General features: G+C 56.8%; 24 protein-coding genes. 19 read left to right on the top strand and 5 right to left on the bottom strand.

All coding sequences use genetic code 11. The features are described 5' to 3' along the window. Window positions 1-97 precede the first annotated feature (97 nt). Window positions 98-379 (bottom strand): DUF1145 family protein, encoded by a 282-nt coding sequence (locus tag GM298_RS18190; protein ID WP_008500088.1) that lies wholly within the window; start codon window positions 377-379, stop codon window positions 98-100. After that, window positions 363-965: a 16S rRNA (guanine(966)-N(2))-methyltransferase gene (rsmD, locus tag GM298_RS18185; protein ID WP_025758975.1), complete on the bottom strand. Its 603-nt coding sequence runs from the start codon at window positions 963-965 to the stop codon at window positions 363-365. Before rsmD ends, GM298_RS18190 begins: the two co-directional genes overlap by 17 nt. A 127-nt stretch (window positions 966-1,092) precedes the next feature. On the opposite strand from rsmD, the gene ftsY reads away from it, so the two are divergent. The 6 genes from ftsY to livJ all read left to right on the top strand — a co-directional run bounded on the left by ftsY (window position 1,093) and on the right by livJ (window position 8,082). Continuing rightward, window positions 1,093-2,556: a signal recognition particle-docking protein FtsY gene (gene ftsY / locus GM298_RS18180; RefSeq protein WP_025758974.1), complete on the top strand. Its 1,464-nt coding sequence runs from the start codon at window positions 1,093-1,095 to the stop codon at window positions 2,554-2,556. Window positions 2,557-2,558: 2 nt separating this feature from the next. Beyond that, complete coding sequence (gene ftsE, locus GM298_RS18175) at window positions 2,559-3,224, top strand: cell division ATP-binding protein FtsE (protein ID WP_025758973.1); 666 nt, start codon at window positions 2,559-2,561, stop codon at window positions 3,222-3,224. Then, on the top strand, window positions 3,217-4,272 hold the full coding sequence (gene ftsX, locus GM298_RS18170) for a permease-like cell division protein FtsX (RefSeq protein WP_025758972.1): 1,056 nt from the start codon (window positions 3,217-3,219) through the stop codon (window positions 4,270-4,272). Before ftsE ends, ftsX begins: the two co-directional genes overlap by 8 nt. Before the next feature lie 251 nt (window positions 4,273-4,523). Then, a complete protein-coding gene (gene rpoH / locus GM298_RS18165) occupies window positions 4,524-5,381 on the top strand; it encodes an RNA polymerase sigma factor RpoH (protein ID WP_008500093.1) in 858 nt (285 codons plus the stop codon). Between the two features lie 137 nt (window positions 5,382-5,518). Then, entirely contained in the window at window positions 5,519-6,784 is a 1,266-nt protein-coding gene (locus GM298_RS18160) for a 4-aminobutyrate--2-oxoglutarate transaminase (RefSeq protein ID WP_208283864.1), read from the top strand. 197 nt (window positions 6,785-6,981) lie between these two features. Then, window positions 6,982-8,082 carry a branched chain amino acid ABC transporter substrate-binding protein LivJ gene (livJ, locus tag GM298_RS18155; protein WP_266154955.1) on the top strand — a complete coding sequence of 367 codons (1,101 nt, stop codon included), beginning with the start codon at window positions 6,982-6,984 and terminating at the stop codon, window positions 8,080-8,082. Window positions 8,083-8,172: 90 nt separating this feature from the next. On the opposite strand, the gene panM is transcribed toward livJ, so the two are convergent. Next, entirely contained in the window at window positions 8,173-8,562 is a 390-nt protein-coding gene (gene panM / locus GM298_RS18150; RefSeq protein WP_025758967.1) for an aspartate 1-decarboxylase autocleavage activator PanM, read from the bottom strand. Between the two features lie 424 nt (window positions 8,563-8,986). On the opposite strand from panM, the gene livK reads away from it, so the two are divergent. The 10 genes from livK to ugpQ all read left to right on the top strand — a co-directional run bounded on the left by livK (window position 8,987) and on the right by ugpQ (window position 19,095). Continuing rightward, window positions 8,987-10,096, top strand: a complete 1,110-nt coding sequence (livK, locus tag GM298_RS18145) for a high-affinity branched-chain amino acid ABC transporter substrate-binding protein LivK (protein ID WP_025757804.1) — start codon at window positions 8,987-8,989, stop codon at window positions 10,094-10,096. Between the two features lie 46 nt (window positions 10,097-10,142). Continuing rightward, window positions 10,143-11,069, top strand: a complete 927-nt coding sequence (gene livH, locus GM298_RS18140) for a high-affinity branched-chain amino acid ABC transporter permease LivH (RefSeq protein WP_025757805.1) — start codon at window positions 10,143-10,145, stop codon at window positions 11,067-11,069. Then, a complete protein-coding gene (gene livM / locus GM298_RS18135; RefSeq protein ID WP_013099130.1) occupies window positions 11,066-12,343 on the top strand; it encodes a branched chain amino acid ABC transporter permease LivM in 1,278 nt (425 codons plus the stop codon). The genes livH and livM overlap by 4 nt, the downstream gene beginning before the upstream one ends. After that, window positions 12,340-13,104: a high-affinity branched-chain amino acid ABC transporter ATP-binding protein LivG gene (gene livG, locus GM298_RS18130; RefSeq protein ID WP_025757808.1), complete on the top strand. Its 765-nt coding sequence runs from the start codon at window positions 12,340-12,342 to the stop codon at window positions 13,102-13,104. The genes livM and livG overlap by 4 nt, the downstream gene beginning before the upstream one ends. A gap of 1 nt (window position 13,105) precedes the next feature. Further along, on the top strand, window positions 13,106-13,819 hold the full coding sequence (gene livF, locus GM298_RS18125; RefSeq protein ID WP_008500102.1) for a high-affinity branched-chain amino acid ABC transporter ATP-binding protein LivF: 714 nt from the start codon (window positions 13,106-13,108) through the stop codon (window positions 13,817-13,819). A gap of 245 nt (window positions 13,820-14,064) precedes the next feature. After that, window positions 14,065-15,381: a sn-glycerol-3-phosphate ABC transporter substrate-binding protein UgpB gene (ugpB, locus tag GM298_RS18120; protein ID WP_126801570.1), complete on the top strand. Its 1,317-nt coding sequence runs from the start codon at window positions 14,065-14,067 to the stop codon at window positions 15,379-15,381. A 169-nt stretch (window positions 15,382-15,550) separates the two neighbouring features. Next, window positions 15,551-16,438 (top strand): sn-glycerol-3-phosphate ABC transporter permease UgpA, encoded by an 888-nt coding sequence (gene ugpA, locus GM298_RS18115; protein ID WP_023618241.1) that lies wholly within the window; start codon window positions 15,551-15,553, stop codon window positions 16,436-16,438. Continuing rightward, a complete protein-coding gene (gene ugpE / locus GM298_RS18110) occupies window positions 16,435-17,280 on the top strand; it encodes a sn-glycerol-3-phosphate ABC transporter permease UgpE (RefSeq protein WP_266154941.1) in 846 nt (281 codons plus the stop codon). The genes ugpA and ugpE overlap by 4 nt, the downstream gene beginning before the upstream one ends. Window position 17,281: 1 nt before the next feature. Continuing rightward, window positions 17,282-18,352 (top strand): sn-glycerol-3-phosphate import ATP-binding protein UgpC, encoded by a 1,071-nt coding sequence (locus GM298_RS18105; RefSeq protein WP_025757813.1) that lies wholly within the window; start codon window positions 17,282-17,284, stop codon window positions 18,350-18,352. Next, window positions 18,349-19,095 carry a glycerophosphodiester phosphodiesterase gene (ugpQ, locus tag GM298_RS18100; RefSeq protein ID WP_047957535.1) on the top strand — a complete coding sequence of 249 codons (747 nt, stop codon included), beginning with the start codon at window positions 18,349-18,351 and terminating at the stop codon, window positions 19,093-19,095. The genes GM298_RS18105 and ugpQ overlap by 4 nt, the downstream gene beginning before the upstream one ends. Here ugpQ and GM298_RS18095 read toward each other — a convergent pair. Next, window positions 19,079-19,456: a DUF2756 family protein gene (locus GM298_RS18095; protein WP_128339551.1), complete on the bottom strand. Its 378-nt coding sequence runs from the start codon at window positions 19,454-19,456 to the stop codon at window positions 19,079-19,081. The two genes, ugpQ and GM298_RS18095, sit on opposite strands and share 17 nt — an antisense overlap. 123 nt (window positions 19,457-19,579) lie before the next feature. On the opposite strand from GM298_RS18095, the gene ggt reads away from it, so the two are divergent. Continuing rightward, on the top strand, window positions 19,580-21,325 hold the full coding sequence (gene ggt / locus GM298_RS18090; RefSeq protein WP_266154937.1) for a gamma-glutamyltransferase: 1,746 nt from the start codon (window positions 19,580-19,582) through the stop codon (window positions 21,323-21,325). A 96-nt stretch (window positions 21,326-21,421) separates the two neighbouring features. On the opposite strand, the gene yhhY is transcribed toward ggt, so the two are convergent. Continuing rightward, window positions 21,422-21,910, bottom strand: a complete 489-nt coding sequence (gene yhhY, locus GM298_RS18085) for an N-acetyltransferase (RefSeq protein WP_059386348.1) — start codon at window positions 21,908-21,910, stop codon at window positions 21,422-21,424. Between the two features lie 256 nt (window positions 21,911-22,166). On the opposite strand from yhhY, the gene GM298_RS18080 reads away from it, so the two are divergent. Together GM298_RS18080 and GM298_RS18075 are read left to right on the top strand one after the other, a co-directional pair. Then, complete coding sequence (locus GM298_RS18080; protein ID WP_266154935.1) at window positions 22,167-23,204, top strand: oxidoreductase; 1,038 nt, start codon at window positions 22,167-22,169, stop codon at window positions 23,202-23,204. Window positions 23,205-23,327: 123 nt separating this feature from the next. Then, entirely contained in the window at window positions 23,328-24,023 is a 696-nt protein-coding gene (locus GM298_RS18075) for a pirin family protein (protein ID WP_266154932.1), read from the top strand. Window positions 24,024-24,074: the final 51 nt, after the last annotated feature.

Below are 24,074 nucleotides of genomic sequence, written 5' to 3'. Positions count from 1 at the left end.
CCATGGGTAAAGGATGTTAAAAAGTGTTCACCATGTCCCCGAACACCTGTCTACCATGTCCCCGGACTGTACACGGGAGAGGGTTAGGGTGAGGGTGTTATTTCTTAACCTGCGCCTTAAACTTCTTCATCCACACCAGCAGTTCAAACACGCCGAAAATAAAGACGCGCAGCTGCTGCCAGCCGGTCATCTGTGGGCCATCTTTCGGCAGGCCATTTTTCAGCATCACCATCTGCAGGGCGTGCATGAACGAGGTGAAAATCAGCGCGACGTTAACAAAAATATTCATCGGGCGCGGGAACGGGTGCACCAGGTTGAGAAGCAAAAACGCCCAGACGCCCAGCATCAACAAACGTCCCAGATTAATCAGTACCGGCATCGGATCCTCCTTGTGCCTGACGGTGATACAGACGATAAGCGACCTGACCGGCCACTTTCTCACGGTGCAGTTCCCAGTGGGCGGGAACCGGGGGTAAACCGTTTTCCACTTCGCTTTCCACGTAAATTAATGCGTCATCCGCCAGCCAGCCGTTTTGCTCCAGCAGGGATAACGTCTCTTCCAGCAGACCCTTACGGAACGGCGGGTCGACAAACACCACGTTATGCGGCGTGCCCTTCTGTGCCAGAAAACTCAGGGTGTTGGTGTTCACAACCCTGGCGTTGCTTGCTTTCAGCGTCGCCAGATTCTGCTGCAAGGTCTGCGCAACGCCGCGCTCCATCTCCAGCAGCGTGGCGCTGGCGGCATAGCGCGACAGCGCTTCCAGCCCGAGTGCGCCGCTGCCAGCGAAGCAGTCGAGACAGTGGGCGTCGACCATTGACGGGGCCAGCCAGTTAAACAGCGTTTCGCGCACGCGGTCGGTGGTGGGGCGTAAACCGGGGCTGTCCGGCACCGGTAATTTCCGGCCTCTCCACTGACCACCAATAATACGAATTTGACCGGCCGGGGCGCGGTTGGGTTTCTTCATTTCAGGAAAGCTCTGTTAACAATTGGCCTGCGATTGCGGGCGGTGATGTCAATTAAGTAAAGTGTTAGACTATTTCATCATTTTTTTAGCTTCCATGTATATAGCGCCGCGAGGAGTGTAGTCGCAGATGGCAAAACAAAAAAAACGTGGCTTCTTTTCCTGGCTGGGCTTCGGTGAAAAAGAGCAAGAAACAGAACAGAAAACCGAAGAGCAACATGCCGTTGAAGAGCAATCGCAGCCTGAAACGCCTGTAGAAACCGCCGCGGTTGTCGAGGCGGAAGAAACGGCGCACAGCAAAGAAGAGATCGAATCTTTCGCTGAAGAGGTGGTTGCGGTCACTGAAGAGGTTCAGGAGAGCGAGAAGCCAGAACCGGTCGTGGTTGATGAGATCCCCGACGCGCCACAGGCCGTTATCGAACATGAAGAGTTACCACTGCCGGAAGAGGTGAAAGCCGAAGCCGTTTCTGCCGAAGAGTGGCAGGCCGAAGCGGAAACCGTTGAAATTGTTGAAGCGGTGGAAGAAGAGGCCGAAAACGAACCTGAGCTGACCGACGAAGAGCTGGAAGCCCAGGCGCTGGCGGCAGAGGCCGCTGAAGAAGCGGTTATCGTCGTGCCGGTGGAAGAGCCAGAGCAGACCGAAGAGATTGTCCAGGAGCAGGAAAAACCGACCAAAGAAGGTTTCTTCGCTCGCCTGAAACGCAGCCTGCTGAAGACCAAAGAAAACTTAGGTTCCGGATTTATCAGTCTGTTCCGCGGCAAAAAGATCGACGACGATCTGTTTGAAGAGCTGGAAGAACAGTTGCTGATCGCGGACGTGGGGGTAGAAACCACCCGTAAGATCATCACCAATCTGACCGAAGGGGCGAGCCGCAAGCAATTGCGTGACGCCGAGGCGCTGTACGGCCTGCTGAAAGACGAGATGGGTGAAATTCTCGCAAAAGTTGACGAACCGCTTAATATTGAAGGCAAAACGCCATTTGTTATTCTGATGGTCGGCGTGAACGGCGTGGGCAAAACCACCACCATCGGCAAGCTGGCGCGTCAGTTCGAGCAGCAGGGCAAATCGGTGATGCTGGCTGCGGGTGATACCTTCCGTGCGGCAGCGGTTGAGCAGCTTCAGGTCTGGGGCCAGCGCAATAACATTCCGGTGATTGCTCAGCATACCGGCGCGGACTCCGCATCCGTGATCTTCGACGCCATTCAGGCGGCGAAGGCGCGCAACGTGGACGTGCTGATTGCCGATACTGCAGGCCGTTTGCAGAACAAATCGCACCTGATGGAAGAGTTGAAGAAAATCGTCCGCGTGATGAAGAAGCTGGACGAAGACGCACCGCATGAAATTATGCTGACCATTGATGCCAGCACCGGACAGAACGCCATCAGCCAGGCGAAGCTGTTCCATGAAGCGGTAGGACTGACGGGGATCACGCTGACCAAACTGGACGGCACCGCGAAAGGCGGGGTGATCTTCTCCGTGGCTGACCAGTTCGGCATTCCTATCCGCTACATCGGTGTGGGCGAGCGTATTGAGGATTTACGTCCGTTTAAAGCGGACGACTTTATTGAGGCATTATTTGCCCGAGAGGACTAACAATGATTCGCTTTGAACACGTCAGCAAGGCCTATCTCGGTGGGAGACAAGCGCTGCAGGGGGTGACATTCCACCTGCAGCCGGGCGAGATGGCATTCCTGACCGGCCATTCCGGCGCGGGGAAAAGTACCCTGCTCAAGCTTATCTGTGGGATCGAGCGGCCAAGTGCCGGGAAAATCTTTTTCGGCGGCCATGAGATCAGCCGCCTGAAAAACCGCGAAGTGCCGTTCCTGCGTCGGCAGATCGGCATGATTTTCCAGGACCACCACCTGCTGATGGATCGCACCGTTTTCGATAACGTGGCCATTCCGCTGATTATTGCCGGTGCCAGCTATGACGATATCCGCCGTCGCGTCTCTGCGGCGCTGGATAAGGTCGGGCTGCTGGACAAAGCGAAGAACTTCCCGATCCAGCTCTCCGGCGGTGAACAGCAGCGTGTGGGCATTGCCCGTGCGGTGGTGAATAAGCCTGCGGTACTGCTGGCGGATGAACCGACCGGTAACCTGGACGATGCCCTGTCCGAAGGGATTTTGCGTCTGTTTGAGGAATTTAACCGCGTGGGGGTCACCGTATTGATGGCGACGCACGATATCGGGCTCATTTCCCGTCGTTCGTACCGCATGCTAACCCTGAGCGACGGTCATTTGCACGGAGGCCACGGTGAATAAGCGTGATGCAATGAACCAGATTCGGCAGTTTGGCAACCGGTTAGACCGTTTCCGCAAGCCGCAGAGCGGGGGTGACGGTAATCGTAATGCGCCGAAGCGCCAGAAGGCCGCGCCTAAGCCGGCTTCCCGCAAAACCAACGTGTTCAACGAGCAGGTGCGCTACGCCTTCCACGGCGCGCTGCAGGACCTTAAAAGCAAACCGCTGGCGACGTTCCTGACGGTGATGGTGATTGCCATCTCCCTCACGCTGCCAAGCGTCTGCTATATGGTTTATAAGAACGTTAACCAGGCGGCTTCACAGTATTATCCGTCCCCGCAGATCACGGTCTATCTGGATAAAGCGCTCGACGATAACGCGGCGGCGCAGGTGGTCGGGCAAATTCAGGCCGAGCAGGGCGTGGAGAAGGTTAATTATCTCTCGCGTGAAGACGCGCTGGGCGAGTTCCGCAACTGGTCAGGCTTTGGCGGTGCGCTGGATATGCTTGAAGAGAACCCGCTGCCTGCCGTGGCGGTGGTGATCCCGAAGCTGGATTTCCAGGGTACCGATTCCCTTAACACCCTGCGCGATCGCATTACCCGCATTAAAGGCATTGACGAAGTGCGCATGGATGACAGCTGGTTTGCGCGTCTTTCTGCCCTGACCGGGCTGGTCGGGCGTGTGGCGGCGATGATTGGCGTGCTGATGGTGGCGGCGGTCTTCCTGGTCATCGGCAACAGCGTGCGCCTGAGCATCTTCGCCCGTCGCGATACCATCAACGTGCAAAAGCTGATTGGGGCAACGGATGGCTTTATCCTTCGACCGTTCCTTTACGGCGGCGCGCTGCTCGGGTTTTCCGGCGCATTTCTTTCACTGATATTGTCAGAAATTTTGGTGATGCGGCTTTCATCTGCCGTGACTGAAGTGGCGCAGGTTTTCGGAACGAAGTTTGATATCAGTGGCTTAGGGTTCGATGAGTGCCTGCTGCTGCTGCTGGTGTGCTCGATGATCGGGTGGGTGGCCGCCTGGCTGGCAACCGTTCAACATTTACGCCACTTTACTCCCGACTAAGAAAAGCGTGATATAATCTTTCCCTGCACCGAGATGTTCGCTCTGCAGGGAAAGCGTCCCTGTTGTCACTTCCCCTGTTATCATCTCCATGTCACATTTTGTGCGTAATTTATTCACCGTTGCACCTGGAACTTGTGGATAAAATCACTGTCTGATAAAAGAGTGAATGCTAATCTCGTTGCTCAAACGCTTTGGCATGGTTGTTGCCTGACGGGGACAACCAGGACCAGAAGAAACATTGAGAGGAATGAATGACCAAAGAAATGCAAACTTTAGCTTTAGCCCCTGTTGGTAACCTGGAATCGTATATCCGGGCTGCGAACACCTGGCCGATGTTAACGGCCGAGGAAGAAAAGGAGCTTGCTGAAAAGCTGCATTACCAGGGCGATCTGGAAGCAGCGAAAAAGCTGATCCTGTCTCACCTGCGCTTTGTTGTTCACATTGCTCGTAATTACGCGGGCTATGGCCTGCCGCAGGCGGACTTGATTCAGGAAGGTAACATCGGTCTGATGAAGGCTGTGCGTCGCTTTAACCCGGAAGTGGGTGTGCGACTGGTCTCCTTCGCTGTGCACTGGATCAAAGCAGAGATTCACGAATACGTGCTGCGCAACTGGCGTATCGTGAAAGTCGCCACAACAAAAGCGCAACGCAAACTGTTCTTTAACCTGCGTAAAACCAAGCAGCGTCTGGGCTGGTTCAATCAGGATGAAGTCGAAATGGTGGCGCGCGAGCTGGGCGTATCCAGTAAAGACGTGCGTGAGATGGAATCCCGTATGGCCGCGCAGGACATGACTTTTGATATGTCCTCTGACGACGATGCATCCGACAGCCAGCCAATGGCGCCGGTTCTGTATCTGCAGGATAAGACCTCTAACTTTGCTGATGGCATCGAAGAGGATAACTGGGAAGATCAGGCCGCGAACAAGCTGAGCTATGCGATGGAAGGCCTGGACGAGCGTAGCCAGGATATTATCCGCGCCCGCTGGCTGGACGAAGACAACAAGTCCACGCTGCAGGAGCTGGCCGACCGCTACGGCGTTTCCGCCGAACGTGTGCGTCAGCTTGAAAAGAACGCTATGAAAAAACTTCGCGCCGCTATCGAAGCGTAATTTCCGCGAAGTATGACGAGAACCCCTGGATGCCAAGTCCGGGGGTTTTGTTTTTTTAGCGCCCGCTCTGGCGAATTTCCGCCCCCTGGCAAACACTTACTGATGCGCTAAGCAGGCGACTTTCTCAGGGGGACAGGGTGAAAAATAACGAACTCAACGACCGGCGTTTACAGGCGACGCCGCGCGGCATCGGCGTGATGTGTAACTTCTATGCCGATAAAGCGGAGAACGCCACGGTGTGGGACGTCGAGGGCAACGAGTACATCGACTTTGCCGCGGGGATCGCGGTGCTGAATACCGGCCATCGCCATCCAAAGGTCATTGCCGCCATCGAAAAACAACTCCACGCCTTTACCCATACGGCTTACCAGATTGTGCCGTATGAAGGCTATGTGTCGCTTGCCGAGCGTATCAACGCACGCGTGCCCATTGACGGCCCGGCGAAAACGGCGTTCTTCTCGACGGGCGCAGAAGCGGTGGAAAACGCCGTAAAAATTGCCCGCGCCTTTACCAGACGTCCTGGCCTTATCACCTTCGGCGGCGCGTTCCACGGGCGAACCTTTATGACCATGGCGCTGACCGGCAAAGTCGCGCCCTACAAGCTCGGCTTTGGCCCTTTCCCCGGCTCGGTTTATCACGCCCAGTATCCGAATGAACTGCATGGCGTCAGCACCGCGGAGGCGCTAAAGAGCCTGGAGCGCATCTTTAAAGCGGATATCGCCCCGGATCAGGTTGCGGCGATTATTCTCGAACCGGTTCAGGGGGAGGGCGGTTTCAACATCGCCCCGGCTGATTTTATGCAGGCCCTGCGCGCCCTGTGCGATACCCACGGTATTTTGCTGATTGCCGACGAGGTGCAAAGCGGTTTCGCCCGCACCGGCAAGCTGTTCTCGATGGAGCACCACTGCGTGAAGCCGGATCTGATCACCATGGCGAAAAGCCTGGCGGGCGGGATGCCGCTCTCGGCGGTCTCGGGCCGCGCTGAGGTGATGGATGCGCCTGCGCCTGGCGGGCTGGGCGGCACCTACGCGGGGAACCCGCTGGCGATTGCCGCAGCGCATGCCGTGCTGGACGTGATTGATGAAGAAGACCTCTGCACCCGCTCGGCACATCTTGGCCATCACCTGGTGGAGGTGCTGAACAAAGCGAAGGAACATTGCCCATATATCGCGGATATTCGCGCACAGGGTTCGATGGTGGCGGTGGAGTTTAACGACCCGCAAACGGGTCAGCCTTCGCCGGAATTTACCCGCCAGGTTCAGGAGCGGGCATTGCAGGAAGGTTTGCTGCTTCTGAGCTGCGGCGTGTACGGCAACGTCATTCGCTTCCTCTATCCGCTGACGATCCCCGAGGTGCAGTTCCGTAAAGCGCTGGACATTATCTCCGCCTCGCTGACACGTTAAAGCCACTTGCCCGGCAAAACGCCCTGCCGGGCTTATCATATATTCATTTCAAATTTGCTATTCCAAAATCATAAAAATGGGGTATGTTTTAGCAGAGTATGCTGAAAAAGCGCGAACAGCACACCTATAACTGAAATAAAGCGCTGCACAACAACATCACAACAATCGTAATAACCATAATAATGGGGAATCTCAGGATGAACATGAAGGGTAAAACGTTACTGGCAGGATGTATCGCGTTGGCATTCAGCACCATGGCACAGGCAGACATCAAAGTGGCTGTGGTAGGCGCGATGTCCGGTCCGGTAGCGCAGTACGGCGACCAGGAATTTACTGGCGCAGAACAGGCGGTTGCAGACATTAACGCTAAGGGCGGTATCAAGGGCGAAAAACTGCAGATCGTAAAATATGATGATGCCTGTGACCCGAAACAAGCGGTCGCGGTCGCGAACAAAGTGGTAAACGACGGGATCAAATACGTCATCGGTCACCTGTGTTCTTCCTCTACGCAGCCTGCGTCTGACATCTACGAAGACGAAGGGATTTTGATGATCACCCCGGCGGCGACCGCACCGGAGCTGACCGCACGCGGCTACAAGCTGACCCTGCGTACCACCGGTCTGGATTCTGACCAGGGCCCAACCGCGGCAAAATACATTCTTGAAAAAGTGAAGCCGCAGCGCATCGCCATTGTTCACGATAAACAGCAGTACGGTGAAGGTCTGGCGCGTGCGGTGCAGGATGGTCTGAAGAAAGGCAATGCGAACGTCGTCTTCTTCGACGGGATCACTGCGGGCGAGAAAGACTTCTCCACGCTGGTTGCGCGTCTGAAGAAAGAGAATATCGACTTCGTTTACTACGGTGGCTACCACCCGGAAATGGGCCAGATCCTGCGTCAGGCACGCGCGGCCGGTCTGAAAACCCAGTTTATGGGACCAGAAGGGGTGGCGAACGTTTCCCTGTCTAACATCGCGGGTGAGTCTGCGGAAGGCCTGCTGGTGACCAAGCCGAAGAACTACGACCAGGTCCCTGCGAACAAACCTATCGTTGATGCCATCAAGGCGAAGAAACAGGATCCAAGCGGCGCGTTCGTCTGGACCACCTACGCGGCGCTGCAGTCGCTGCAGGCGGGCCTGAACCAGTCAGCCGATCCAGCTGAAATTGCCACCTGGCTGAAAGCGAACACCGTCGAGACCGTTATGGGGCCTCTCTCCTGGGACGCGAAGGGCGATCTGAAGGGCTTCGAGTTCGGCGTGTTTGACTGGCATGCTAACGGCACGGCGACGGACGCCAAATAAAAGCAAAAAGGCAACGTAAGTTGCCTTTTTTAATGTTTTCTCCCTCTCCCTGTGGGAGAGGGCCGGGGTGAGGGCATCAGGCCGCACATATCAACTCTGGCGCTTCTCCCACCCGCTCTCCTGCGCCGTAAACCCTAACGCCTGCATAAACGCCGCCATCACACCGCGGTCTTCTACCCCCACGTCAGCCATCCACCATGAAGTCACGTTCGGGTTTGTGCGAATCACTTCTTCAATTAAGTACTGTCCTACACCGCGACGACGGGTAACGTCACGTACGCGCAATGAGTCCAGCGCCCCTTCTGTCCCGCTTAGCGTCACGCGAACCGCAGCCAGCAGGCGCTCGTTGAAGCGCGCGGCATAAATGCGGTGGGTCTCATCGACGCGTAGCGACGAAGGGGAATATTCCGGCCAGATCTTGCCCAGGTCGATATGATCCTGGTCGCTAAAGGTCACCAGACGCACGATAGTCAGTTTCATTAGCCACTTGTCCAAATCAAATTGAGTAGGGGCAGTGTACTCAATTTATTCGCTCAGCGGCTTCCTCTTTTTATTCTCATTCGCCAGGTGATTAGTTTTTTGACAACGCAATGGGCAGATTGAAAACACATGGATCGAAAAATAAGCAGAATTTTAACCTGAATGGTAGTGATTTATTCGACGCTTTGTACCGTTATTTTATGCTGCAAACTGCACTTTTAGTTGTTTATCTCTGCCTGATTTCAGAATATTATCTTTGCTTAATCGCCTGAAAAATAGAGATTTTAGTCTGGTTTTTGACAAAAAACTGCGCTAAACCATTAAAGGCACTGGTAAAAATAGCGTTGTTCATTAAAAGTACAGAATGCTTTTTAACCATAATAAAACAAAATATAAACACGACATCACGAATGGGGATTCAGAGATGAAAAGGAACGCGAAGACGATACTCGCGGGGATGGTCGCACTGTCGATCTCGCATGCCGCTATGGCGGAGGACATTAAAGTTGCGGTGGTGGGGGCGATGTCCGGTCCTGTTGCTCAGTGGGGTGACATGGAGTTCAACGGTGCGCGCCAGGCCATCAAAGACATCAATGCCAAAGGCGGTATCAAAGGCGACAAGCTGGTAGGCGTGGAATATGACGACGCCTGCGATCCGAAACAGGCCGTCGCGGTCGCTAACAAAATCGTCAACGATGGCATCCAGTACGTGATCGGCCATCTGTGCTCATCCTCCACCCAGCCGGCGTCTGATATCTACGAAGATGAAGGCATTCTGATGATCACCCCCGGTGCGACCAACCCGGAGCTGACCCAGCGCGGCTATCAGCACATTATGCGTACCGCCGGTCTGGACTCCTCTCAGGGGCCGACTGCCGCCAAATTTATCCTCGAAAACGTCAAGCCACAGCGCATCGCCATTATTCATGACAAACAACAGTATGGCGAAGGCCTGGCGCGTTCCGTTCAGGACGGCCTGAAAAAAGGCGGCGCAAACATCGTCTTCTTCGACGGTATTACCGCCGGTGAGAAAGACTTCTCCGCGCTGATTGCCCGTCTGCAAAAAGAGAATATCGACTTCGTTTACTACGGTGGCTACTACCCGGAAATGGGACAAATGCTGCGTCAGGCGCGTTCGGTAGGGTTGAAAACCCAGTTTATGGGGCCGGAAGGCGTGGGTAACGCCTCCCTGTCTAACATTGCGGGTGATGCCGCCGAAGGCATGCTGGTGACGATGCCAAAACGCTATGACCAGGATCCGGCCAACAAGGCTATCGTTGATGCGCTCAAGGCGCAGAAAAAAGATCCGAGCGGGCCGTACGTCTGGATCACTTACGCCGCCGTACAGTCTCTGGCGACGGCGCTGGATCGTACCGGCAGCAAAGAACCGCTGGATCTGGTGAAAGATTTAAAAGCGCACGGGGCGAACACCGTGATTGGGCCGCTGAACTGGGATGAGAAAGGCGATCTGAAGGGATTTGAGTTTGGTGTCTTTAAGTGGCACGCCGACGGTTCGTCCTCGGTCGCCAAATAATTATCCCACCGCCCGGACCGCCGGGCGGGTATAAAAAGGTTTGCATATGTCCGAGCAGTTTCTCTATTTCCTGCAGCAGATGTTTAACGGCGTCACGCTGGGAAGCACCTACGCGCTGATTGCCATCGGCTATACGATGGTTTACGGCATTATCGGCATGATCAACTTCGCCCACGGCGAGGTGTACATGATCGGTAGCTATGTCTCCTTTATGATCATCGCCGCGCTGATGATGATGGGCATCGACAGCAGCTGGCTGCTGGTCGCCGCCGGGTTTGTCGGCGCGATTGTGATTGCCAGCGCCTACGGCTGGAGCATCGAACGCGTGGCCTACCGGCCGGTGCGCAGCTCCAAGCGCCTGATTGCGCTCATCTCCGCGATTGGGATGTCCATCTTCCTGCAAAACTACGTCAGCCTGACCGAAGGCTCACGCGACGTGGCGTTGCCAAGCCTGTTTAACGGCCAGTGGGTTGTGGGGGCCAGCGAAAACTTCTCTGCCTCTATCACCACCATGCAGCTGGTTATCTGGGTGGTGACCTTCATTGCGATGCTCGCCCTGACGCTGTTCATCCGTTACTCGCGCATGGGACGCGCCTGCCGCGCCTGCGCGGAAGACCTGAAGATGGCGAGCCTGCTGGGGATCAACACCGACCGCGTCATTGCCCTGACCTTTGTGATCGGTGCCGCGATGGCGGCTGTTGCCGGGGTTCTGCTCGGCCAGTTCTACGGCGTGATTAACCCGTACATCGGCTTTATGGCCGGGATGAAAGCCTTTACCGCGGCGGTGCTGGGCGGTATCGGCAGTATTCCGGGGGCAATGATTGGCGGCCTGATCCTGGGCGTGGCGGAAGCGCTCTCCTCGGCGTATCTGAGCACTGAGTATAAAGATGTGGTGTCGTTTGCCCTGCTGATTCTGGTTCTGCTGGTGATGCCTACCGGTATTCTGGGCCGTCCGGAGGTAGAGAAAGTATGAAACCGATGCATTTTGCAATGGCGCTGCTCTCTGCCGCCATGTTCTTCGTGCTGGCGGGCGTCTTTATGGGCGTTCAGTTAGAGCTGAACGGCACTAAGCTGGTGGTCGACACCGCTGCCGACATTCGCTGGCAGTGGGTATTTATCGGCACGGCGGTCGTCTTCCTGTTCCAGCTGCTGCGTCCGCTGTTTCAGAAGACGCTGAAAGGCGTCTCCGGGCCGAAGTTTGTTCTGCCGGCAATTGACGGTTCGACCGTTAAGCAGAAGCTGTTCCTCGTGGCGCTGCTGGTGGCCGCGGTGGCGTGGCCGTTCGTGGTCTCCCGCGGCACGGTGGATATCGCCACCCTGACCATGATCTACGTGATACTCGGTCTGGGTCTGAACGTGGTGGTGGGGCTTTCCGGCCTGCTGGTGCTGGGCTACGGCGGCTTCTACGCCATCGGTGCCTACACGTTTGCGCTGCTGAACCACTATTACGGCCTCGGCTTCTGGACCTGTCTGCCGCTGGCGGGGCTGGTCTCTGCCGCCGCTGGTTTCCTGCTTGGCTTCCCGGTGCTGCGCCTGCGCGGTGACTACCTGGCGATTGTGACCTTAGGCTTCGGTGAAATCGTCCGTATCCTGCTGCTCAACAACACCGAAGTGACCGGTGGCCCGAACGGTATCAGCCAGATCCCGAAACCGACCTTCTTCGGTCTGGAGTTCAGCCGTACCGCCCGTGAAGGCGGCTGGGACACCTTCAGCAACTTCTTTGGCGTGAAATATGATCCGTCCGACCGCGTTATCTGGCTCTATCTGGTGGCGCTGCTGCTGGTGGTGATTACCCTGTTCGTGATTAACCGCCTGCTGCGTATGCCGCTGGGCCGTGCGTGGGAAGCGCTGCGCGAAGATGAGATCGCCTGCCGTTCTCTGGGCCTGAACCCGACCCGCATCAAGCTGACTGCGTTTACCATCAGCGCCGCGTTTGCCGGTTTTGCCGGGACGCTGTTTGCCGCACGTCAGGGCTTCGTCAGCCCGGAATCGTTCACCTTTGCCGAATCCGCCTTTGTGCTGGCGATTGTGGTGCTCGGTGGGATGGGCTCGCAGTTTGCCGTTATTCTGGCGGCCATTCTGCTGGTGGTCTCGCGCGAGCTGATGCGTGACTTTAACGAATACAGCATGCTGATGCTGGGTGGTTTGATGGTGCTGATGATGATCTGGCGTCCGCAGGGCCTGCTGCCGATGACCCGTCCACAGCTGAAGCTGAAGAACGGGCAAGCGAAAGGAGAGCAGGCATGAAGCCTTTATTATCCGTTAACGGTCTGATGATGCGTTTTGGCGGCCTGCTGGCGGTCAATAACGTGAATCTGGATCTGCACAAGAAAGAGATCGTCTCCCTGATTGGCCCGAACGGCGCGGGGAAAACCACGGTCTTTAACTGCCTGACCGGTTTCTATAAGCCGACGGGCGGCACCATCATGCTGCGCGACCAGCATCTCGAAGGTTTACCGGGTCAGCAGATTGCCCGCATGGGCGTGGTGCGTACCTTCCAGCACGTACGTCTGTTCCGCGAAATGACGGTGATTGAGAACCTGCTGGTAGCACAGCATCAGCAGTTGAAAACCGGGCTGTTCTCCGGCCTGCTGAAAACCCCGGCGTTCCGCCGCGCGCAGGATGAAGCGCTCGACCGCGCCGCCACCTGGCTCGACCGAATTGGCCTGCTGCAGCACGCCAACCGTCAGGCGAGCAACCTCGCCTACGGCGACCAGCGCCGCCTTGAAATTGTGCGCTGCATGGTGACCCAGCCGGAAATCCTGATGCTCGACGAACCGGCAGCAGGGCTTAACCCGAAAGAGACCAAAGAGCTGGACGAGCTGATTGCCGAACTGCGCGATCATCACGACACCACCATTCTGCTGATTGAGCATGACATGAAGCTGGTGATGGGCATTTCTGACCGTATCTACGTGGTCAACCAGGGCACGCCGCTGGCAAACGGCACGCCGGAAGAGATCCGCAACAACCCGGACGTGATCCGCGCATACCTTGGTGAGGCATAAGATGGAAAAAGCGATGTTAACGTTCGATAAGGTCAATGCGCACTACGGTAAGATCCAGGCGCTGCACGACGTCAGCCTGCATATCAACCAGGGGGAAATCGTGACCCTGATCGGGGCCAACGGCGCGGGTAAAACCACGCTGCTCGGCACCCTGTGCGGCGACCCGCGCGCCACCAGCGGGCGGATTGTGTTCGATGGCAAAGACATTACCGACTGGCAGACCGCCAGAATCATGCGTGAGGCGGTGGCGATTGTGCCGGAAGGACGTCGCGTGTTCTCGCGTATGACGGTGGAAGAGAACCTGGCGATGGGCGGTTTCTTCGCCCACCGCGATGAATATCAGACCCGCATCAAGTGGGTGTACGAACTCTTCCCGCGTCTGTGGGAGCGCCGCATCCAGCGTGCGGGCACCATGTCCGGCGGTGAACAGCAGATGCTGGCGATCGGCCGCGCGCTGATGAGCCAGCCGCGCCTGCTGCTGCTGGACGAACCGTCGCTCGGTCTGGCACCGATCATCATCCAGCAGATCTTCGACACCATCGAACAGCTGCGTAAAGAGGGGATGACCATCTTCCTCGTCGAGCAGAACGCCAACCAGGCGCTGAAGCTCGCTGACCGTGGCTACGTGCTGGAAAACGGCCGCGTGGTGCTGGAAGACACCGGTGACGCGCTGCTGGCGAATGAAGCGGTGCGGAGCGCGTATCTGGGTGGCTGAGCCGTATGTATTGCCCGGTGGCGCTACGCTTACCGGGCCTACGGATACCATGTAGGCCGGGTAAGGCGCAGCCGCCACCCGGCTTTTTTTGCATTAACCCCTTCACACAACCATCATCCCCCTGACCTTTTGTTGTCACTTATCTGTAAACAAACAGTTATTTTTCTGTCATTCGAGCATGTCATGTTACCTCGCGAGCATAAAACGCGTGATATCGCGCATCCGGCACAATAAGAGAGATGACAATGACATCGTTACGACACACAGCTTTGGGTCTGGCACTGGGTCTGGCTTTTGCGACGAACGCAATGGCTGTGACGACCATTCCGTTCTGGCATTCCATGGAAGGGGAGTTGGGTAAAGAAGTTGACTCCCTGGCGCAGCGTTTCAACGACACCCATCCGGATTACAAAATTGTGCCGGTGTACAAAGGGAACTACGAGCAGAGCCTGAGCGCCGGCATTGCCGCCTTCCGTACCGGTAACGCCCCTGCGTTGTTACAGGTTTATGAAGTGGGTACTGCGACCATGATGGCCTCGAAAGCCATCAAGCCGGTCTATGAAGTGTTCAAAGAAGCGGGTATCAACTTCGACGAATCCCGGTTCGTGCCAACCGTGGCGGGATACTACACGGATTCCAAAAGCGGTCATCTGCTGTCTCAGCCGTTTAACAGCTCAACGCCTGTGCTCTACTACAACAAAGATGCCTTCAAAAAAGCCGGTTTAGACCCGGAGCAGCCGCCAAAAACCTGGCAGGATCTGGCTGAATATACCGCGAAGCTGAAAGCGGCAGGGATGAAGTGCGGCTACGCCAGCGGCTGGCAGGGCTGGATCCAGATTGAAAACTTCAGCGCCTGGCACGGCCTGCCGGTTGCCACCAAAAATAACGGCTTCGACGGCACCGATGCGGTACTGGAATTCAACAAGCCAGAGCAGGTGAAGCACATCGCGCTGCTTGAAGAACTCAACAAGAAGGGCGACTTCAGCTACTTCGGGCGTAAAGATGAATCCACCGAGAAGTTCTACAACGGTGACTGCGCCATTACCACCGCCTCTTCCGGCTCGCTGGCGGATATCCGCCACTACGCCAAATTCAACTACGGCGTGGGCATGATGCCGTACGACGCTGACGTGAAAGGCGCGCCGCAGAACGCCATCATCGGCGGGGCAAGCCTGTGGGTGTTGCAGGGTAAAGACAAGGGCACCTACAAAGGGGTGGCCGAGTTCCTCGACTTCCTGGCGAAGCCGGAAAACGCCGCCGAATGGCACCAGAAGACCGGCTATCTGCCGATCACTAAAGCGGCCTATGACCTGACCCGCGAGCAGGGCTTCTACAGCAAGAACCCGGGCGCAGATATCGCGACGCGCCAGATGCTGAACAAGCCGCCGTTGCCGTTCACCAAAGGTCTGCGCCTGGGCAATATGCCGCAGATCCGCACCATCGTGGATGAAGAGCTGGAAAGCGTGTGGACCGGGAAGAAAACGCCACAGCAGGCGCTGGATTCCGCGGTAGAGCGCGGGAATCAGCTGCTGCGCCGCTTTGAGCAGTCGACCAAATCGTAATTAACACTAATCCCCCTCACCCTAACCCTCTCCCCAAAGGGGAGAGGGGACTGCACGGAGCCGTCTTTTCTCCCTCGCCCCTATGGGGAGAGGGCCGGGGTGAGGGGGCTATTTTGTAGGCCGGGTAAGGCGTAGCCGCCACCCGGCATTGTTCAGGAACCCAATCTCAATGTCCTCATCCCGTCCGGTGTTTCGTTCCCGCTGGCTGCCCTATCTTCTGGTCGCGCCGCAGCTGGTCATCACCGTTATCTTCTTTATCTGGCCTGCGGGCGAAGCGCTGTGGTACTCGGTACAAAGCGTTGATCCTTTCGGACTATCCAGCCAGTTTGTTGGCCTGGACAACTTTACCGCGCTGTTCCATGACAGCTACTACCTGGATTCCTTCTGGACGACGATGAAGTTCAGCGCGCTGGTCACCGTCAGCGGGCTTGTCGCCTCGTTGTTCTTCGCCGCGCTGGTAGATTATGTCGTGCGCGGCAGCCGTCTGTATCAGACCCTGATGCTGCTGCCGTACGCCGTGGCGCCTGCCGTCGCCGCCGTGCTGTGGATCTTCCTGTTTAACCCCGGTCGCGGGCTGATTACCCATTTCCTGGCAGAGTTTGGCTACGACTGGAACCACGCCCAGAACAGCGGCCAGGCGATGTTCCTGGTGGTGTTTGCCTCGGTGTGGAAGCAGATCAGCTACAACTTCCTGTTCTTCTTTGCCGCGCTGCAGTCTATTCCCCGTTCGCTGGTGGAAGCCGCGGCGATTGACGGCGCAGGGCCGATTCGTCGCTTCTTCCGGCTGTCACTGCCGCTGATCGCCCCGGTGAGTTTTTTCCTGCTGGTGGTGAACCTCGTGTACGCCTTTTTCGACACCTTCCCGGTGATCGACGCCGCCACCGCCGGCGGCCCGGTGCAGGCGACCACCACGCTGATTTATAAGATCTACCGCGAAGGCTTCGCCGGGCTGGATCTCTCAGCCTCCGCCGCGCAGTCCGTCGTGCTGATGTTCCTCGTCATCATCCTTACAGTGGTGCAGTTCCGCTATGTTGAAAGTAAGGTGCGCTACCAATGATTGAGAACCGTCGCGGGCTGACGATTTTCAGCCACACCATGCTGATTTTAGGGATTATCGTCATCCTGTTCCCGCTGTACGTGGCGTTTGTCGCCGCCACGCTGGACACCAAAGCGGTGTTCGACACGCCGATGACGCTGATCCCCGGCACGCATTTGTTCGAGAACATGAAAACCATCTGGACCCAGGGCGTGGGGGCCAACAGCGCGCCGTTCTGGCTGATGATGCTCAACAGCTTCATCATGGCGTTTGGCATCACCGTCGGCAAAATTACGGTGTCGATGCTCTCGGCGTTCGCCATCGTCTGGTTCCGCTTCCCGCTGCGTAACCTGTTCTTTTGGATGATTTTCCTCACCCTGATGCTGCCGGTGGAGGTACGTATCTTCCCGACGGTGGAAGTGATCGCCAACCTCAAGCTGCTGGACAGCTATGCGGGCTTAACCCTGCCGTTGATGGCCTCGGCGACGGCCACCTTCCTGTTCCGCCAGTTCTTTATGACCCTGCCGGACGAGCTGATTGAAGCCGCGCGGATCGATGGCGCCTCACCGATGCGCTTCTTCCGCGACATCGTGCTGCCGCTGTCGAAAACCAACCTTGCGGCGCTGTTTGTGATCACCTTTATCTACGGCTGGAACCAGTACCTGTGGCCGCTGCTGATTATTCAGGATGTCAACCTCGGCACTGCCGTGGCGGGCATCAAAGGCATGATTGCCACCGGCGAAGGCACCACCCTCTGGAACCAGGTGATGGCGGCGATGCTGCTCACCCTTATCCCACCCGTAGTCATTGTTTTAGCCATGCAGCGCGCGTTTGTCCGCGGCCTGGTCGATAGCGAGAAATAAGATGGCAGGTTTAAAACTTCAGGCAGTAACCAAAAGCTGGGACGGTAAAACCCAGGTGATCCAGCCGCTCACGCTCGACGTGGCGGACGGGGAATTCATCGTCATGGTCGGCCCATCCGGCTGCGGCAAATCCACCCTGCTGCGCATGGTGGCGGGGCTGGAGCGCGTGACCTCTGGCGATATCTGGATTGACCGCCAGCGCGTGACCGAGATGGAGCCGAAAGACCGCGGCATTGCGATGGTGTTCCAGAACTATGCGCTGTACCCGCACATGAGCGTGGAAGAGAACATGGCCTGGGGGCTGAAAATCCGCGGCATGGGCAAAGGTCATATTGCGGAGCGCGTGAAAGAGGCTGCGCGTATTCTGGAGCTGGATGGCCTGCTGAAGCGCCGTCCGCGCGAGCTCTCCGGCGGCCAGCGCCAGCGCGTGGCGATGGGGCGCGCTATTGTGCGCGATCCGGCGGTGTTCCTGTTCGATGAACCCCTCTCTAACCTGGACGCCAAGCTGCGTGTGCAGATGCGTCTTGAGCTGCAGCAGCTGCATCGTCGTCTGAAAACCACCTCCCTGTACGTTACCCACGATCAGGTCGAAGCCATGACCCTCGCCCAGCGGGTGATGGTGATGAACAAAGGCATCGCCGAACAGATTGGTACTCCGGTGGAGGTATATGAGAAGCCCGCTACCCGCTTTGTGGCGAGTTTTATCGGCAGCCCGGCGATGAACCTGCTTGAAGGCCGCATCAGCAACTCGGGCACGCACTTTGAACTGGAAAGCGGGATGGCATTGCCGATCAACTGGTACTATCGTGGCTACGCCGGGCGTAAGATGACGCTCGGTATCCGCCCGGAACATATCGGTTTAACCTCACAGGCGGACGGCGGCGTGCCGCTGGTGATGGACACGCTGGAGATGCTGGGCGCGGATAACCTCGCGCACGGGCGCTGGGGCGAGCAAAAAATGGTGGTGCGTCTTGCGCATCAGGAGCGCCCGAAAGCGGGCAGCACGCTGTGGCTGCATCTGCCGGAAAATCACCTGCACTTATTTGACGGTGAAACAGGACAACGAGTATGAGCAACTGGCCTTATCCCCACATCGTCGCCCATCGGGGCGGCGGTAAACTGGCGCCGGAGAACACCCTGGCGGCAATTGATGTTGGCGCGCGCTACGGCCACACGATGATCGAGTTCGACGCTAAGCTGTCAAAAGACGGCGAAATTTTCCTGCTGCACGACGATAACCTTGAGCGCACCAGCAACGGCTGGGGCGTGGCGGGTGAACTGCCATGGCGCGATCTGCTGAAAGTGGACGCCGGAAGCTGGTACAGCGGCGAATTCAAGGGCGAGCCGCTGCCGCTGCTGGCGGAAGTGGCCGACCGCTGCCGTCAGCACGGCATGATGGCCAATATCGAAATTAAACCGACCACCGGCACCGGGCCGCTGACGGGCAAAGTGATTGCCCTTGCCGCGCGCGAGCTGTGGGAAGGGATGACGCCACCGCTGCTCTCCTCGTTTGAAATCGACGCGCTGGAAGCCGCACAGGCTGCCGTACCGGCGCTGCCGCGCGGGCTATTGCTGGACGAGTGGCGTGAAGACTGGCGCGAGCTGACGACGCGTTTAGGCTGCGTGTCTATTCACCTTAACCACAAGCTGCTGGATGAGGCGCGGGTGAAGATGTTGAAAGCGGAAGGGCTGCATATTCTGGTCTACACCGTCAACAAACCCCAGCGTGCGGCTGAGCTGCTGCGCTGGGGCGTGGACTGCATCTGTACCGATGCGATTGACCTGATCGGTCCGGACTTTAGTTCTGCGGATTAAGCATACTGCCATTCGACTGCGGCGGCAGCATATGCTGCTGCCCGCTGCCTGACGACGTCATGCCACCTAACATCCCGCCGTTTTTATTGGGCAGCGGCTGCTCGCGGACCTTGCCCTGCTGCACGCGCTGGGTGTTGGCGTTCATCTGATTTTGCAGACTCTGCTGCTGCAGCTGGGTCTGGGTTCTTAGCTGCTGGTTCAGCATCCCTTTTTGCTGTTGTTGCTGGCTCATCATCTCGGTCTGCATACGCTGCTGGCTCGGGATAACGTAACCCTGCTGGTTCGGGTTATTCATCGTATTAAGTGGCTGTGCGAGCGCGGCAAACGGGATCAGCGCCGTAAGAATCATCAAGCGTTTCATTGTCATTTCCTCCTCTTGAGGTCTCTCTTAAGTTTACCCCGATTTCACCATGACGATGATTTTTTAGGAGTTGTGAACCAGGCTTAAGCGGGGAATATGGATCCCTTCACCTGGAGAACAATAATGATGAAACCAACGTTTTTGCGCTGGGTCGCCATCGCTGCGCTGATGGCAGGCGGCACATTTAGCGTGGCGGCCAACCCGCCAGCGGCGCCTCCGGTCTCTTACGGCGTGGAGGAAGATGTCTTTCATCCTGTGCGGGCAACGCATGGCATGGTGGCCTCTGTGGATGCGCTGGCAACGAAAGTGGGCGTCGATATTCTTAAGCAGGGCGGTAATGCGGTGGATGCCGCGGTGGCGGTCGGCTACGCGCTGGCGGTGACGCATCCGCAGGCAGGGAACCTGGGCGGTGGCGGCTTTATGATGCTGCGCACCAAAGACGGGAAAACCACCGCCATCGACTTCCGCGAGATGGCGCCTGCTCAGGCTTCCCGCGATATGTTCCTCGACGATCAGGGTAACCCCGACAGTAAAAAATCCCTCACGTCACATCTCGCCTCCGGCACGCCGGGCACCGTTGCGGGCTTCTCGCTGGCGCTGGAAAAATACGGCACGATGCCGCTGAATAAAGTGGTGCAGCCTGCAATAAAACTGGCGCGGGAAGGCTTTATCGTGAATGACGCCCTGGCCGATGACCTCAAAACCTACGGCAGCGAAGTCATTCCCCATCACGAGAACAGTAAGGCTATCTTCTGGAAAGACGGCGAACCGCTGAAGAAGGGCGATAAGCTGGTGCAGAAGAACCTTGCCAAAAGCCTGGAGCTGATTGCGGAGCACGGTCCGGACGCGTTCTACAAAGGGGCGATTGCCGACCAGATTGCGCAAGAGATGCAAAAGAACAGCGGGCTCATCACCAAAGCGGATCTGGCGGAGTACAAAGCCGTAGAGCGCGAGCCGATTAGCGGAACCTATCGCGGCTACGAAGTTTTCTCCATGCCACCGCCGTCTTCCGGGGGCATTCACATCGTGCAGATCCTCAACATTCTCGAAAACTTTGATATGCACAAGTTCGGCTTCGGCAGTGCGGATGCCATGCAGATAATGGCGGAAGCGGAGAAACGCGCCTACGCTGACCGGTCGGAGTACCTCGGCGACCCGGACTTCGTGAAGGTGCCGTGGCAGGCGCTGACCAACAAGGCGTATGCCAAATCCATTGCCGATCAGATTGATATCAATAAGGCGAAGCCGTCGAGCGAGATCCGCCCCGGCAAGCTGGCACCGTACGAGAGCAACCAGACCACCCACTTCTCGGTGGTGGATAAAGACGGTAACGCTGTCGCGGTGACCTATACGCTCAACACCACGTTTGGTACCGGGATTGTGGCGGGCAACAGCGGCATTCTGCTCAACAACGAGATGGACGACTTCTCCGCCAAGCCGGGCGTGCCGAACGTCTACGGGCTGGTCGGCGGCGATGCGAACGCGGTAGGGCCGAAGAAACGCCCGCTGTCGTCCATGTCGCCCACTATCGTGGTGAAAGACGGTAAGACCTGGCTGGTGACGGGCAGTCCGGGCGGCAGCCGGATTATCACCACCGTGCTGCAGATGGTGGTGAACAGTATCGACTTTGGGATGAACGTCGCGGAAGCGACCAACGCGCCACGTTTCCATCACCAGTGGCTGCCGGATGAACTGCGCGTCGAGAAGGGCTTTAGCCCGGACACCCTTAAACTGCTGGAGCAGCGCGGACAGAAGGTGGCGGTGAAAGAGGCGATGGGCAGTACCCAGAGCATTATGGTGGAACCAGACGGGGCGCTGTTTGGCGCGTCAGACCCGCGTTCGGTGGATGATTTAACGGCGGGGTATTGATTTTTACCCCTCACCCCAGCCCTCTCCCCATAGGGGAGAGGGTGTAATCGTTCCCTCTCTCCTATGGGGAGAGGGTCAGGGTGAGGGGGAAGTAAGTCACTTCATTCTCGCCATATAATACGCGTCAACATATTCACCGTTGCGCAGGGCATAGCGCTTGCCGGTGCCTTCAATTTCGAACCCGTGTTTTTTGTACACTGCAATCGCCGGTTCGTTATCGACAAACACCGTCAGCTCAATGCGGTCAACGCGCAGCCAGTTATCGCACATATCAATCATGGTGCGCATCAGCGCGCTGGCAACGCCCCGGTTTTGCCACTGCGCGCCGACACAAATCCCAAAATCAGCCACATGGCTGCGACGCGGGCGTTGCGCGACGGCGATGCACAGATGGCCGGCGACTTGACCGTCTATGCAGGCGACGAGCTGCTTGATGCCGGGCTGGTCGGATAGCCGTTCTTGCCACATCTGCTCAGAGGGATGAGGAACCTGTAGTGTGTTGTGGTACACCTCCGGCTGGGCGTGGATCTGACGAATGGCGTCATAATCTTTCGGTTCCGCATGGCGTATCACTATCTCACTCATTCCTTGTTCCTCAGTCAGTTAAATGTCCCTTCCAACATCAATGAGTTTAAAATTTGAGTCAACCGCTATTTTTTGCAAAAAGTATTGGACAAGTGCGAATGAGAATGATTATTATTGCTTTGCATTCAGGAGGACCGCTACGGGAACCTGAAAGCACGACATTGCTCACATTGCTTCCAGTATTACTTTAGCCAGCTTTTAGCTGGCTTTTTTTTTGTTATGGTTAGACTCAGTAACCTTCCAAAAGGAGTGAGCCATGACACTACATTGCGCATTTATTGGATTTGGTAAAAGCACCACCCGCTATCACCTTCCCTATGTCCTCAACCGTAAAGACAGCTGGCATGTGGCGCATATCTACCGTCGCCGCGCGAAGCCGGAAGAGCAATCCCCGCAGTATTCCCATATTCATTTCACCAGCGATCTGGATGAGGTGCTGGGCGACCCGCAGGTTAACCTGGTCGTCGTCTGTACCCATGCCGACAGCCATTTTGACTATGCGAAACGCGCGCTCGAAGCGGGCAAAAACGTGCTGGTAGAAAAGCCCTTCACCCCGACTGTCGCCGAAGCGAAGGCGCTATTCGCGCTGGCAAAAAGCAAGGGCCTGACCGTCACGCCATATCAGAACCGACGCTTTGACAGCTGCTTCCTGACGGCGAAAAAAGCGATTGAGAGCGGCAAGCTGGGCGAGATCGTGGAAATCGAAAGCCACTTCGACTACTACCGTCCGGTGGCGGAAACCCAGCCCGGCCTGCCGCAGGACGGTTCCTTCTACGGTCTCGGCGTCCATACTATGGATCAGATCATCTCCCTGTTTGGTCGCCCTGACCACGTGGCGTACGACATTCGCAGCCTGCGTAACAAAGCCAACCCGGATGATACCTTTGAAGCGCAGCTCTTCTACGGCGACCTCAAAGCTATCGTTAAGACCAGTCATCTGGTGAAAATCGACTACCCGAAATTTATCGTTCACGGCACCAAAGGTTCGTTTATCAAATACGGTATCGACCAGCAGGAGACCAGCCTGAAGGCCAACATCATGCCGGGTGAACCGGGCTTTGCGGCGGATGATTCCGTGGGCGTGCTGGAGTACGTCAACGCTGAGGGGGTGACGGTCCGAGAAGAGCTTACGCCAAAAACCGGCGACTATGGCCGCGTCTATGACGCACTGTTTGCGACCCTGACTCGCGGCACGCCGAATTACGTCAAGGAATCTGACGTTCTGACCAACCTTGAAATCCTTGAACGGGCCTTTGAACAGGCTTCTCCTGCCACGGTAACCCTCGCGAAATAAGCAAAAATGGCTCCTCTGCGCTTGTTCATAATTTTTGAACAGAGGAGTCAATTTTCACCCTCTATGATCCCAGACCGTTTGCGTCCACACTTACTCCATCGAAACGAACTGAGGATGAAAACAATGATCTACTTACGCAAAGCAAACGAACGTGGTCACGCGAATCATGGCTGGCTGGACTCATGGCATTCATTCTCGTTTGCCGACTACTACGACCCGAATTTTATGGGCTTCTCCGCACTGCGCGTGATTAACGATGACGTCATCGATGCAGGCCAGGGCTTCGGTACCCATCCGCACAAAGACATGGAAATCCTCACCTATGTGCTGGAAGGCGCGGTGGAGCACCAGGACAGCATGGGCAACAAAGAGCAGGTTCCGGCGGGCGAGTTCCAGATTATGAGCGCGGGTACCGGGGTACGTCACTCCGAGTACAACCCGAGCAAAACGGAAAAATTGCACCTGTATCAAATCTGGATCATTCCAGAAGAGACCGGCATCACGCCGCGCTATGAGCAGCGCCGCTTTGACGCGAAACAGGGCAAACAGCTGGTACTGTCCCCGGATGCGCGCGACGGTTCCCTGAAAGTACATCAGGATATGGAATTGTACCGCTGGGCGCTGGCGAAAGATGAACAGTCTGTACATCAGATTGCCGCTAACCGCCGCGTCTGGATCCAGGTGGTGAAAGGTGAAGTTTCCATCAACGGTACGAAAGCGACAACCGCCGATGGTCTGGCAGTCTGGGATGAGCCGGCGCTCTCTGTGCATGCCGACAGCGAAAGTGAAATTCTGCTGTTTGACCTGCCGCCGGTGTAATAAAACATAAATAAATACCCATCCTTCCCTTTGACAGGGGAAGGATGGGCT

The sequence above is a fragment of the Enterobacter sp. HSTU-ASh6 genome (assembly GCF_026319105.1).
GTDB lineage: Bacteria > Pseudomonadota > Gammaproteobacteria > Enterobacterales > Enterobacteriaceae > Enterobacter > Enterobacter sichuanensis.
This window is presented reverse-complemented; position numbering and strand designations above follow the sequence as displayed.

Excerpts from the sequence above, each read along its gene's own strand:
- GM298_RS18190 (WP_008500088.1), bottom strand. The coding sequence starts at position 379 with ATGCCGGTACTGATTAATCTGGGACGTTTGTTGATGCTGGGCGTCTGG.
- rsmD (WP_025758975.1), bottom strand. The coding sequence starts at position 965 with ATGAAGAAACCCAACCGCGCCCCGGCCGGTCAAATTCGTATTATTGGT.
- ftsY (WP_025758974.1), top strand. The coding sequence starts at position 1,093 with ATGGCAAAACAAAAAAAACGTGGCTTCTTTTCCTGGCTGGGCTTCGGT.
- ftsE (WP_025758973.1), top strand. The coding sequence starts at position 2,559 with ATGATTCGCTTTGAACACGTCAGCAAGGCCTATCTCGGTGGGAGACAA.
- rpoH (WP_008500093.1), top strand. The coding sequence starts at position 4,524 with ATGACCAAAGAAATGCAAACTTTAGCTTTAGCCCCTGTTGGTAACCTG.
- livJ (WP_266154955.1), top strand. The coding sequence starts at position 6,982 with ATGAACATGAAGGGTAAAACGTTACTGGCAGGATGTATCGCGTTGGCA.
- panM (WP_025758967.1), bottom strand. The coding sequence starts at position 8,562 with ATGAAACTGACTATCGTGCGTCTGGTGACCTTTAGCGACCAGGATCAT.
- livK (WP_025757804.1), top strand. The coding sequence starts at position 8,987 with ATGAAAAGGAACGCGAAGACGATACTCGCGGGGATGGTCGCACTGTCG.
- livH (WP_025757805.1), top strand. The coding sequence starts at position 10,143 with ATGTCCGAGCAGTTTCTCTATTTCCTGCAGCAGATGTTTAACGGCGTC.
- livM (WP_013099130.1), top strand. The coding sequence starts at position 11,066 with ATGAAACCGATGCATTTTGCAATGGCGCTGCTCTCTGCCGCCATGTTC.
- livG (WP_025757808.1), top strand. The coding sequence starts at position 12,340 with ATGAAGCCTTTATTATCCGTTAACGGTCTGATGATGCGTTTTGGCGGC.
- livF (WP_008500102.1), top strand. The coding sequence starts at position 13,106 with ATGGAAAAAGCGATGTTAACGTTCGATAAGGTCAATGCGCACTACGGT.
- ugpB (WP_126801570.1), top strand. The coding sequence starts at position 14,065 with ATGACATCGTTACGACACACAGCTTTGGGTCTGGCACTGGGTCTGGCT.
- ugpA (WP_023618241.1), top strand. The coding sequence starts at position 15,551 with ATGTCCTCATCCCGTCCGGTGTTTCGTTCCCGCTGGCTGCCCTATCTT.
- ugpE (WP_266154941.1), top strand. The coding sequence starts at position 16,435 with ATGATTGAGAACCGTCGCGGGCTGACGATTTTCAGCCACACCATGCTG.
- GM298_RS18105 (WP_025757813.1), top strand. The coding sequence starts at position 17,282 with ATGGCAGGTTTAAAACTTCAGGCAGTAACCAAAAGCTGGGACGGTAAA.
- ugpQ (WP_047957535.1), top strand. The coding sequence starts at position 18,349 with ATGAGCAACTGGCCTTATCCCCACATCGTCGCCCATCGGGGCGGCGGT.
- GM298_RS18095 (WP_128339551.1), bottom strand. The coding sequence starts at position 19,456 with ATGAAACGCTTGATGATTCTTACGGCGCTGATCCCGTTTGCCGCGCTC.
- ggt (WP_266154937.1), top strand. The coding sequence starts at position 19,580 with ATGATGAAACCAACGTTTTTGCGCTGGGTCGCCATCGCTGCGCTGATG.
- yhhY (WP_059386348.1), bottom strand. The coding sequence starts at position 21,910 with ATGAGTGAGATAGTGATACGCCATGCGGAACCGAAAGATTATGACGCC.
- GM298_RS18080 (WP_266154935.1), top strand. The coding sequence starts at position 22,167 with ATGACACTACATTGCGCATTTATTGGATTTGGTAAAAGCACCACCCGC.
- GM298_RS18075 (WP_266154932.1), top strand. The coding sequence starts at position 23,328 with ATGATCTACTTACGCAAAGCAAACGAACGTGGTCACGCGAATCATGGC.